This is a genomic window from Stenotrophomonas sp. TWI169, assembly GCF_039674705.1.
GTDB lineage: Bacteria > Pseudomonadota > Gammaproteobacteria > Xanthomonadales > Xanthomonadaceae > Stenotrophomonas > Stenotrophomonas maltophilia_P.
The window spans coordinates 22,092-33,151 of sequence record NZ_JBDJOB010000033.1 but is presented as its reverse complement, the minus strand read 5'-3'; the positions used below and the strand labels follow the sequence as shown (position 1 = coordinate 33,151).

Sequence of the window (11,060 nt, the reverse complement as noted above, 5' to 3'; positions counted from 1 at the left end):
GCCCCGCTTCTGCGCGGGGCGACCCCGCCTGCCCCCCGCGCCGCGCGGGGCGTCGCCTGTGCCGGGGGAGCGCCGCCCCAGGCCCGGCGGGTGTCGGATGTGCAGCGGTAGCGCCGGGCTATGCCCGGCGGGTGTCGGATGTGCAGCGGTAGCGCCGGGCAATGCCCGGCGGTTGTCGGTCAACGCGCGGCGGTGGCCTGGGCGGTCAGCTGCCGCTTCACCCAGTCATCGATCAGCCGCTTCTCGTAGCGCAGCGGATCGCTGTCGCTGCGCAGGCCGAGCGTGTGCAGGTAGCCGGTATCGGTCAGCTTGGCCTCGCCCTCGTCGACGATGCGGCCGCTGGCGTCCTTCAGCGTGTACTGCAGGGTGATGCGCGGCGGATAGATGTCGCGCATCACGCGGATGTCATTGGCGCGCGGGCCATGCCACGGTTCGTAGTCGCCCGCGCGCTTGATGTCGACCAGGGTGATGTCCAGCGTCTGCCCGGCCTGCAGCGGCTTGGCGGCGCTGGTCTGCAGGTAGCGCGCCAGCTGCTGCACCCAGTCGCCGCGTTCGGCCTCGAAGCGGTTGTGGCTCTGGCGGATCTCGGTGAATGTCGCCGGATCGTTCCACTGCACGTTGACCGGGCCGTCGGCCTGCAGCGTGCGCGGCGCATCCGGGCTGGTGACGGTGCGCGGCGCGGCGTTCGCAGCACCCGCGGCAAGGGCCGCGGCCAGCAGCAGGGTGGCGGACAGAGAGCGGTTCATGGCGGTCTCCTGCGTCCCCGGAATGGGGGCGGATGTTGATCTCGCATCGAGTGTGATCCTGCTGGCGGGGCCCAGCAATGGCCGAATGCGTCAACAGCGTCGGCGGTTGCCGCCAATTCATGGTCGTCAACCATGACTGACGGCGCTTGACGCTGTGAATACGTCCTTTGGAAGATGCTGTGCCTCCATCCGGTACGCCCCAGACGCCCTTGTCCACACTGCCGCCCCTCGCGGAGCGCCCGCCCTTGATGGTTCCGGCGCCCGAACCCGACCTGCATCGCGGTGTGCTTGAACGCATCAACGCCGGCTTTTGTGTGATCCAGGTCATGTTCGACGCCGATCGCGCAGTGGATTACCGCTTCCTTGAGGTGAATGACGCTTTCGAGCGCCACACCGGTCTCAAGGACGCCCGCGGCAAGTGCATGAGCGCGCTGGAACCGAACCACGAGAGCGACTGGTACCGCATCTACGGCGAGGTCGCGCGCAGCGGACGGCCGGCGCAGTTCGAGATGGAAGCGCGGGCGCTGGGGCGCTCGTTCGCGGTGGACGCGGTCCGTGTGGGCCGCCCCGGCGAGGACAAGGTCGGCATCCTGTTCTTCGACATCACCGCACGCAAGCAGATGGAGCTGGAGCTGGGCGAGAGCGAGGCCCGGTTCAGCGCGTTGGCCGATGGCCTGCCGATGCCGGTCTGGGTGCTGGATGAGCGCGGACATGCGCGCTTCGTCAACAGCGCCTTCAGTGAGTTCTTTGGTGGCGACGAGACGCGTGTGCCGGAGGATGTCTGGCGCGGCCTGGTGCATCCGGATGATGCGTCGGTGTTCGAGTACGAACTGCAGGAAGCGTTGAAGGCGCAACGCTCCATGCATGCCCTCGTCCGCGCACGGCGTGCGGACGGACAGTGGCGATGGCTGGAAATGAACGCGCGTCCTCGGTTCTCGCGGATGGGTCGATTCATCGGCCTGGCCGGCAGCAGTCCGGACGTGACCGAGCGCCGCGAGATCGAACTGGCCCGTGAAGAGCTGCTGCAGTCCGAGCGCGCCGCACGCAGTGCCGCCGAGAACATGGCGCGCCTGAAAGATGAATTCCTGGCGACCCTGTCGCACGAACTGCGCACGCCGCTGACCACCATCCTTGGCTGGAGCGAGCTGTTGCTGCAGCGTGTCGACAACACCAGCCCGCTGTACAAGGGGCTGGGCGTGATCGCCAACAGCGCCGGTGCACAGAAGCGGCTGATCTCGGACATGCTCGACCTCAGCAGCATGCTGCTGGGCAAGGTGCAGCTGGAAGTGGAAGTGCTGGACCTGCGCGAACTGCTGGGCGAGGCGATCGGCGCGCAGGAGCTGGTGGCCGAGGGCAAGGCACTGGACGTGCAGTTGCGGCTGCCTGAGCAGCCCAGCCTGGTGCTGGGGGATGCGACGCGGTTGCAGCAGGTGTTCTGGAACCTGTTGTCGAACGCCATCAAGTTCACGCCGGCCGAGGGCCGCATCGAGATGCAGCTGCGGGCCGACGGCAAGCACTGGGAGGTCACCGTGCGCGATACCGGTGATGGTATTGCTCCGGAGTTCCTCAATCATCTGTTCAGCCGCTTCCGGCAGGCCGACGGCACCACCACCCGCCGCCATGGTGGACTCGGCCTGGGCCTGGCGATCGTGCAGCAGCTGGTCGAGCTTCACGGCGGCACGGTCACTGCGGCCAGCGAAGGCCATGGCCACGGTGCCACGTTCACCGTACGCCTGCCGCAGCATCTGCCCGATGCCGAGCGGCGGCCGCTGCGCGAGGTGATCAGCGGGCCGATTCTGGAGCCGGTGGTCGTCGAGCCCTATCCGCTGCGGGGCATGCACGTACTGGCCGTGGAAGACCAGCCGGAAGTGCTGGAGTACCTGCGGCGCATGCTGGAAGAGCAGGGCGCGACGGTGTCGGCTGCCAGTTCGGCCGGCGAAGCGTTGGCGCTGCTGGCCGATGCCGGCCACCTGCAGTACCACGTGATGCTGACCGACATCGGCATGCCGGGTATGGATGGTTATGGGTTGGTGCGCACCCTGCGCGAAGACATGGGCGTGGATGCGGCGACCCTGCCGGCGGTGGCCGTGACCGCGCTGGCCCGTGCGGATGACCGTCGTCGCGCGCTGGCCTCCGGCTTCCAGGAGCATGTGGCCAAGCCGTACTCGGTGGCCCAGCTGGTGGCTGCGGTACGCAAGGTGCAGGTGCCGCGCGCCGACAGCGCGCTGCACTGAGCATTCACGGTGGATCGGCGACCCTGCACGCAGGAGGTTCACCGATGTCCCGCATTGCTCCACGCATCCATACCGACCCGGCCCAGATCGCGCGCCTGGAATCCCTGCTGCCGCAGCTCGGTGGCGAAACGCAGGTCGAACTGACCCTGCTCGATGGCCGTCGCCTGCTGGGCACGGTCGCCGTGCGCCCAACGGTGCAGCAGTACCGCAACGACGCCGGCGACGAAGGCAGCAACGGCCAGCTGCGCCTGGACGACTACGACACGCCGGTGCAGCAGCATCATGTCTGGCTGGACGAGATCGCCAGCATCCGCCAGCTGCCACCCCGAACGACGTGATGCGGGATGGGGCCGGGCTCACGCCCGGCTGCGGTCCGCACGCCCGGGCCTCGGCTCGGGCGCGACAGGCACGTCAGTGCTCGAACACCGTCGGCGTTGCCTCGAACCGCCGGGCATAGGCGCGTTCCTCCGCCACCCGCGCCACCTCGTCGTCGGCCAGGTCCGGCGCGCCGTATACCGCGTATGCCACGCTGCCATCGGCGCCGTGGCCGACCTGGTGCAGCCGGTAGCGTGAATGTCCACCGCCGGTGTCCTCGGGGTAGTGCACGGGAGGATGGCTGCCTTCCAGGTCCATTTCGCTGTTGTCGACCACGCCACCGACGAACAAGGCACGCATGCGGATTCTCCTGCTGGAAGTCTCGGGGGACCTCTACCCTGAAGGGTCCGATGTTGCTGGGGCATCAATGCCCCGTTGAAGTTTCGCAAAGTGGCCTGCCGGGCCGGACCGCGCGAGCCGGTACAATGGACGGCCCTCACGCTTCAAGTAACCGCGCCGATGGCCGCCAGCGACGACGCCCCCCTGCAGACCCTGTTCCTGCCGTTCTCCCAGGGCGCGCTGCGCTGGCCGGACGGGCCGGTTGCGTTCCTGCGTGCCCGCGACGGCTGGCCACTGCGTGAGCAGGCCGGCGGGCGCGAGGTGCACTGCGAGCAGAGTTTTGCGCCGTTCGCGCAGCCCCTGCAGCAGGCCGCCGGCTGGACCGTCAGCGGCCAGCTTGACGATGTCGCGGGCCGGGGCCGCTACCCGCTGGTGCTGGTGCTGCCGCCGCGCCAGCGCGAGGAGGCCCGCGCGCTGTTCGCCCGTGCCCTGGCATTGGCCGCAGAAGGGGGCCGCATCGTCGCCTGCCAGTCCAACAACGAGGGCGCGCGCTCCGGCGAGGGCGACCTCAAGCAGCTGGCCGGCCTCGGCGGCAGCCTGACCAAGAACCATTGCCGGGTGTACTGGACCCCGCCACTGCAGGGCCAGCACGATGCCGACCTGGCCAAGCGCTGGAGCGCGCTGGATGCGGTGCGGCCGATCGTGGGTGGCCGCTTCCTCAGCCGCCCGGGCGTGTTCGCCTGGGACCGCATCGACCCGGCTTCGGCGCTGCTGGCCGAGCACCTTCCGGCCGATCTGGCCGGACGCGCGGCCGACCTCGGGGCCGGCTATGGCTACCTGTCGCGCGAGCTGCTGGAGCGTTGCCCGAAGATCACCGCGCTGGATCTGTACGAAGCCGAGCAGCGGGCCCTGGCACTTGCCGAGCTGAATCTTGCACCACCGCCGCGCCCGCTGCCGCTGCGCTTCCTGTGGCGGGACGTCACCGCCGGCATCGAGCCGGGGTACGACGTCATCATCAGCAATCCGCCGTTCCATACCCCGTCGCGCGCGGACCGGCCGGATATCGGCCAGCGCTTCATCGCCGTGGCGGCGCAGGCGCTGCGTCCGGGCGGTCGCCTGTATGTGGTGGCCAACCGCCACCTGCCGTACGAACACACGCTCAACGACAGCTTCGGCGCGGTGCGCGTGGTCGCCGAGCGTGACGGGTTCAAGCTGGTCGAAGCGGTAAAGGGGAAGGGCCGATGAAGCTGGTCAAGCACATCGCCAACCTGGGCTATGGCAGCCGCAAGCAGGTGCAGTGGATGTTCCGCGAAGGCCGTATCACCGACGCCGACGGCGAGGTGCTATATGCCGACGACCAGGTGCCGCACGAGGCCGTGCGGGTCGACGGCGAGCCGCTGGATCCGCCGCCGGGGCTGTCGATCGCGCTGCACAAGCCGGCCGGCTACACCTGCTCGACCAAGGACACCGGCCGCCTGATCTACGATCTGCTGCCGCCGCGTTTCCGCGACCGCGACCCGGTGCTGTCCACGGTCGGCCGGCTGGACCGCGACACCAGCGGCCTGCTGCTGTTGACCGATGATGGCGGCCTGCTGCACCGGATCATCTCGCCGAAGTCGAAACTGCCCAAGGTCTACGAGGTGGAGCTGGCCCAAGACCTGCGCGGCGACGAAGTGGCCCTGTTCGCCAGCGGCACGCTGATGCTGGAGTCGGAGAAGACCGCCCTGCTGCCGGCTGAACTGGAGGTGCTGGATCCACGCAAGGCGCGCCTGGTACTGCATGAAGGCCGCTACCATCAGGTGCGCCGCATGTTCGCCGCTACCGGCAACCATGTGCAGGCACTGCACCGCAGCCGCGTCGGTGGCCTGGACCTGGAGGGGCTGGCCGAGGGGCAATGGCGGCTGCTGACCTCCACCGACCTGGATACGCTGTTCGCTCCATGACTGTCATCGCTGCGCTGCCGTTTCTTCCCGACGCCGTCATCTTCGACATGGACGGCCTGATGATCGACAGCGAGCGGGTGTCCATCGCCTGCTGGTGTGAGGCTGCCGAAGCGTTCGGCCTGCCGCTGGATGCATCCTTCTTCGTGCGCATGGTCGGCCTTGGCGATCGCGACAGCCAATCGCTGCTGCGCCAGCAGGGCGTGGAGGACAGTGTGATCGAGGCGATGGCGCTGCGCTGCCATGATCTGTATGAGCAACGCACGCAGACCGGCCTGCCTCTGCGGCCGGGCATCCTGGAGCTGCTGGAACTGCTGAAGGCGCATGCGATTCCGCGTGCGGTGGCGACCACCACGCGTCAGCCGCGGGCCAACCGCAAGCTGGGCGCTGCCGGTCTGCTGCCGTACTTCGATGCAGTGATCACCAGTGGCGACGTGGCGCGGCCGAAGCCGGCGCCGGACATCTACCTGCTGGCCGCACAGCGGCTGGGGCAGGCGCCGGAGCGCTGCCTGGCGCTGGAGGACTCACCTGCGGGGACCCGTGCGGCGTTGGCCGCAGGCATGACCGTGATCCAGGTGCCGGACCTGGTGCATCCCGATGAGGAACTGCGCGCGCTCGGCCATCGCATCGTCGGCTCGCTGCGCGACGCGCACGCCCTGCTGCTGCCGCTGCTGCCGCGCTTGGCGTAGGCGCGCGCTGCCTTTGCGCCGGGCATGGCCCGGCGCTACCAGAGGCGGTGCTGCCGACTACGCGGTAGCGCCGGGCCATGCCCGGCGACCGTGCAGGCCAATGGCGGGCGATCAGACCCGGCCGAACACCAGAGCCGCGTTGGTGCCGCCGAAGCCGAAACTGTTGGACATCACCGTGTCCAGCACCTGTGCGCGGCTTTCGCGCAGGATCGGGAAGCCTTCCACCGCCGGGTCCAGCTCGCTGATGTTGGCCGAGCCGGCAACAAAGCCATCGCGCATCATCAGCAGGCAGTAGATGGCTTCGTGCACGCTGGCCGCGCCCAGCGAATGGCCGGACAGCGCCTTGGTCGAGGACAGCGGCGGCACGGCCTCGCCGAACACCTCGCGGATCGCGTTGAGTTCGGTGACATCGCCCAGCGGGGTCGAGGTACCGTGCGTGTTGAGGTAGTCCAGCGGGCGGTCCACGTTCTGCAGTGCCATCTTCATGCAGCGCACCGCGCCCTCGCCGGACGGTGCCACCATGTCCGCACCATCGGATGTCACGCCATAACCGATCAGCTCGGCATAAATGCGTGCGCCGCGCGCAACCGCATGATCGTAGTCTTCCAGCACCAGCATGCCGCCACCACCGGCGATGACGAAGCCGTCGCGGTCCTTGTCGTAGGGGCGCGACGCGCTGGCCGGGGTGTCGTTGAAACTGGTCGACAGCGCGCCCATCGCATCGAACATCACGCTCATCGACCAGTGCAGGTCTTCACCACCGCCGGCGAACATGATGTCCTGCGCGCCGTGCCGGATCATGTCCGCGGCGGCGCCGATGCAGTGCGCCGACGTCGCGCAGGCCGCCGACAGCGAGTAGCTCACGCCCTTGATCTGGAACGCGGTGGCCAGGCACGCCGACACGGTGGAGCACATCGTGCGCGGCACCATGTACGGGCCGACCTTGCGCACGCCACGTGCACGCAGCAGATCGACCGCGCCGATCTGCCACTCGCTGGAGCCGCCGCCGGAGCCGGCGATCAGGCCGGTGCGCAGGCCACTGACCTGCGCCTCGTCCAGCCCGGCATCGGCGATGGCATCGCGCATGGCGATGTAGGCGAACGCTGCTGCATCGCTCATGAAGCGCTTCTGCTTGCGGTCGATCAGGGCGTCCAGGTCGAGGTCGACACGGCCGCCGATCTGGCTGCGCAGGCCCGCTTCGGCGTGGTCGGCCAATGCGGTGATGCCGGCACGCCCCTCGCGCAGTGCGGAAGAGACGGTATCCAGATCATTGCCGAGGCAGGACGTGATGCCCATGCCGGTGATGACGACACGACGCATCAGAAGCTCCCGGTTTCGGTGAACAGGCCCACGCGCAGGTCGCGAGCGTTGTAGATCTCGCGATCGTCCACATACATGCGGGCGTCGGACTGGGCCATCACCAGCTTGCGGTTGATGACGCGCGTGATGTCGATCTCGTAGCGCACGCGCTTGGCGTCCGGCAGTACCTGGCCGGTGAACTTGACCTCGCCGCAGCCCAGGGCGCGGCCCTTGCCGGGAGCACCCAGCCAGGTCAGGTAGAAGCCGGTCAGCTGCCACATCGCATCCAGGCCCAGGCAGCCGGGCATCACCGGGTCGCCGATGAAGTGGCAGCCGAAGAACCACAGGTCCGGGCGGATATCCAGTTCGGCGCGTACCATGCCCTTGCCATGCGGGCCGCCGTCCTCGCGGATGTCGGTGATGCGGTCGAACATCAGCATCGGGTCGTTGGGCAGACGGCCGGCGGCGGCGCCGAACAGTTCACCGCGTGCGCTGGCCAGCAGCTGGTCGCGGTTGAACGCGTGGAGACGAGTCATGAAACGCAATCCTGGAAGCGACGAACAGGGATACAAGTGCTCGAGAATGCCCTTGGAAGCGCTGCCGATCAAACATTTCAACCGTACGCAACCGTAGTGTTTTCAATGGAATACGCGCATCCTGTTGATGTGCAACGACCATACCTCGGCGTGTGGCCCACCCACGCCGAACCCGCCCCGTACACCTGACATGACCCGACTGCGCAAGATCATCCACGTCGACATGGACGCCTTCTACGCGTCGGTGGAGCAGCGCGACGATCCCTCACTGCGCGGCAGGCCGGTGGTGGTGGCGTGGCGCGGTGCGCGCTCGGTGGTATGCGCGGCGTCCTACGAAGCGCGCGTGTTCGGCGTGCGTTCGGCGATGCCGGCGATGCGTGCCGAGCGCCTGTGCCCGGACGCGATCTTCGTGCCGCCGGACTTCGCGCGTTACAAGGCCGTGTCGCGCCAGGTGCGCGAGATTTTCCTGCGCCATACCGACCTGGTCGAGCCGCTGTCGCTGGATGAGGCCTATCTGGACGTGACCGAGCCGAAAAGTGGCATCGAGCTGGCAACCGAGATCGCACGCACGATCCGCGCACAGATCCGCGACGAGACCCAGCTGACCGCTTCAGCGGGCATCGCGCCGAACAAGTTCCTGGCCAAGATCGCCTCGGACTGGCGCAAGCCCGACGGCCAGTTCGTGATTCCACCGCAACGGGTGGACGCATTCCTGGCGCCGCTGCCGGTCAGCCGCGTGCCCGGCGTGGGCAAGGTGATGGAAGGCAAACTGACGGCGCGCGGCATCATCACCTGCGGTGACCTGCGGCAATGGGCGCTGGCGGATCTGGAGGACGCGTTCGGCAGCTTCGGCCGCAGCCTCTACAACCGTGCACGCGGCGTCGATGAACGGCCGGTGGAGCCGGACCAGCCGGTGCAGTCGATCTCTTCCGAGGACACCTTTGCCGAGGACCTGCTGCTTGAAGACCTGGGCGAGGCCATCGTGCAGCTGGCAGAGAAAACCTGGAACGCCACGCGCCGGACGGAACGCGTGGGCCACACCGTGGTGCTGAAGCTGAAGACGGCGCAGTTCCGCATCCTCACCCGCAGCTTCACCCCGGACCGCCCGCCGGAATCGATGGAGGAGCTGCGCGATGCCGCGCTGGCGCTGCGCGCGCGCGTGGACCTGCCGGCCGACACGCGCTATCGCCTGGTGGGCGTCGGCCTGGGCGGTTTCCGCGACAAGGAACCGGTGGTGCAGGGGGAGCTGTTCGAGCAGGCGTCGAACGATCCGCAGCGCCCCTGACCGCGGTCCTGCCTCACGGCCACTGCATTTCACCCTTGGCCACCTTCGCGCTCAGCTGCAGCGATTCCACGCCCTCCAGCCGCGGGTAACGCGCCTGCATCGCCTTCACCAGCGCCTGGCTGTCCTTCGCTTTGGCCGCTTCCGCATCGAACGCACGGATGTACCCGGCGGTGAAGCGCAGCGCACTGGCATCCAGCGCTGCCCCTTGCGCGTAATGGCCCGGTACCACCACCTGCGGCTTCAGTGCCTGCAGTCGCTGCAGGGTCTGCAGCCAGTCGGCATGCGACTTCGGGGTCTGCGTGTCGGCCATCCACACATGCTCGCCGGCGACCACGGGGATGCCACCGACGATCGCGCGCAGTGAAGGCACCCACAGCACGCTGCGGTCCGGCGTAGGGCCATCGCGTCCGATCAAGGGCAGGCGCTGCCCTTCCAGCAGCAGCGCATCGCCCTCCAGCACCTGCGGTACAACGATGCGCGCCGGTGCGTCGGCCCCCATCTTCGGGCCCCAGTAGGCACGCTTGCCGGCGTGGGTCTGCTGGATGTGGGCCACGGTCTGCGCAGTGGCGACGATGCGTGCGTGCGGGAAGGCGTCCTGCAGCGTGCCCAGGCCGAAGTAGTAATCCGGATCGCCATGACTGATGTAGATCGTGGTCAGTTGCTTGCCGCTGGCACGGACCAGCTCGACCAGCCTGCGCGCGTCGCTGGCCGCGAACTGCGCGTCGACCAGGATCGCATCGTGGCGGCCTTCGATCAGCACCGATGACACGGAGAACATCGCCTGCGGGCCAGGATGGAAGTACTGCAGGTGCAGCTGTGATTTCGCCGCCGTGGCCGGCGCCGGGGCAGCCGGTGCGGCCAGCAGCGGGGCGCTGGCGAAGCTGGTGACCAGTGCAAGCGGAAGCAGCAGGGCAACGGAACGCATGCGGAACTCCTTGTGCAGCGCCGGGCCATGCCCGGCATGTAGGTCGATCAGTACGCCGCAGTGATGATCTGCTTCGGGAAGGCATGCGCCTCGAGTTCCGCCACGAAGGCAGCGCCATAGTCGGCGTAGCTGATGCGGCTGTGGCCGCTGGCGTCGGCGAGGAAGGCCTTGGCCTGCACGCGGTACTGGCCACGCTCTTCGCCCGGTCCGATTTCCGCGGCCGGCGAGAAGAAGGTCCAGTCGAGGTCGTCTACCGCCTGCAGGCGCTTGAGTGCTTCGCGGTGGGCCAGGGCATAAGGCTTGTACGCCTCCGGGAAATCCGGTGTATCGACCAGCTGCACACCCGGTGCCACTTCCAGGCTGCCGGCACCGCCGACCACGACCAGGCGCGGCACCCCGGCCTTGCGTGCCGCGGCTGCCAGCTGTCCGGCCACTTCGCCGACGCGGCTGATGTCATCGCCCGGACGTGGCCCGTAGGCGCTGGCCAGCACGTCGTGGCCGGCGATGGCCGCGGCCAGTGCGTCGGGATCATCCAGCGCGGCGATCACCGGATGGGCACCGGCCAGCTCCGCCGGCAGGTCCTGCGTGCTGCGCACGATCAGGGTCAATTCGTGGCCGGCGGCCAGCGCGTGGCGCGCGATCTGGCGGCCGATGTTGCCGGTGGCACCGACGAGGGCGATTTTCATGGCGAACTCCATAAGCAAGGGGAGGGGAAGACGACGGGGCCACTGTAGGACGCTGCAATTGTCCGA

The 11,060-nt window shown here is 68.4% G+C and carries 12 protein-coding genes; 6 read left to right on the top strand and 6 right to left on the bottom strand.

Annotated features, from left to right (window positions below; all coding sequences use genetic code 11):
- Nucleotides 1-179 precede the first annotated feature (179 nt).
- Entirely contained in the window at nt 180-746 is a 567-nt protein-coding gene (locus ABE543_RS17840) for a DUF3016 domain-containing protein (protein WP_053518248.1), read from the bottom strand.
- Nucleotides 747-994: 248 nt separating this feature from the next.
- On the opposite strand from ABE543_RS17840, the gene ABE543_RS17835 reads away from it, so the two are divergent.
- Nucleotides 995-2,980, top strand: coding sequence for an ATP-binding protein (locus tag ABE543_RS17835; RefSeq protein ID WP_053518251.1), 1,986 nt, complete (start codon nt 995-997; stop codon nt 2,978-2,980).
- A 44-nt stretch (nt 2,981-3,024) separates the two neighbouring features.
- Nucleotides 3,025-3,318 (top strand): DUF3247 family protein, encoded by a 294-nt coding sequence (locus tag ABE543_RS17830; protein ID WP_197600640.1) that lies wholly within the window; start codon nt 3,025-3,027, stop codon nt 3,316-3,318.
- A 73-nt stretch (nt 3,319-3,391) separates the two neighbouring features.
- Here ABE543_RS17830 and ABE543_RS17825 read toward each other — a convergent pair whose 3' ends face one another.
- Nucleotides 3,392-3,655, bottom strand: coding sequence for a hypothetical protein (locus ABE543_RS17825; protein WP_053518254.1), 264 nt, complete (start codon nt 3,653-3,655; stop codon nt 3,392-3,394).
- A gap of 159 nt (nt 3,656-3,814) precedes the next feature.
- On the opposite strand from ABE543_RS17825, the gene ABE543_RS17820 reads away from it, so the two are divergent.
- From ABE543_RS17820 to ABE543_RS17810, 3 genes are read left to right on the top strand one after another with little or no spacing between them, the layout of a single operon-like run.
- Complete coding sequence (locus ABE543_RS17820) at nt 3,815-4,879, top strand: class I SAM-dependent methyltransferase (RefSeq protein WP_180875793.1); 1,065 nt, start codon at nt 3,815-3,817, stop codon at nt 4,877-4,879.
- Entirely contained in the window at nt 4,876-5,577 is a 702-nt protein-coding gene (locus tag ABE543_RS17815) for a pseudouridine synthase (RefSeq protein WP_346475966.1), read from the top strand. Before ABE543_RS17820 ends, ABE543_RS17815 begins: the two co-directional genes overlap by 4 nt.
- Nucleotides 5,574-6,263, top strand: coding sequence for an HAD family phosphatase (locus ABE543_RS17810; protein ID WP_128990511.1), 690 nt, complete (start codon nt 5,574-5,576; stop codon nt 6,261-6,263). The genes ABE543_RS17815 and ABE543_RS17810 overlap by 4 nt, the downstream gene beginning before the upstream one ends.
- A gap of 111 nt (nt 6,264-6,374) precedes the next feature.
- On the opposite strand, the gene fabB is transcribed toward ABE543_RS17810, so the two are convergent.
- Nucleotides 6,375-7,583, bottom strand: coding sequence for a beta-ketoacyl-ACP synthase I (fabB, locus tag ABE543_RS17805; protein WP_065182526.1), 1,209 nt, complete (start codon nt 7,581-7,583; stop codon nt 6,375-6,377).
- A complete protein-coding gene (gene fabA, locus ABE543_RS17800; protein WP_053518264.1) occupies nt 7,583-8,098 on the bottom strand; it encodes a 3-hydroxyacyl-[acyl-carrier-protein] dehydratase FabA in 516 nt (171 codons plus the stop codon). The genes fabB and fabA overlap by 1 nt, the downstream gene beginning before the upstream one ends.
- 190 nt (nt 8,099-8,288) lie before the next feature.
- On the opposite strand from fabA, the gene dinB reads away from it, so the two are divergent.
- Nucleotides 8,289-9,383, top strand: coding sequence for a DNA polymerase IV (gene dinB, locus ABE543_RS17795; protein WP_346475965.1), 1,095 nt, complete (start codon nt 8,289-8,291; stop codon nt 9,381-9,383).
- A gap of 13 nt (nt 9,384-9,396) precedes the next feature.
- Here the strand turns inward: dinB and ABE543_RS17790 are convergent, their stop codons facing one another.
- On the bottom strand, nt 9,397-10,308 hold the full coding sequence (locus ABE543_RS17790; RefSeq protein WP_197600645.1) for an MBL fold metallo-hydrolase: 912 nt from the start codon (nt 10,306-10,308) through the stop codon (nt 9,397-9,399).
- 47 nt (nt 10,309-10,355) lie between these two features.
- Nucleotides 10,356-10,994 carry an NAD(P)H-binding protein gene (locus ABE543_RS17785; RefSeq protein WP_053518270.1) on the bottom strand — a complete coding sequence of 213 codons (639 nt, stop codon included), beginning with the start codon at nt 10,992-10,994 and terminating at the stop codon, nt 10,356-10,358.
- Between the last annotated feature and the right edge of the window lie 66 nt (nt 10,995-11,060).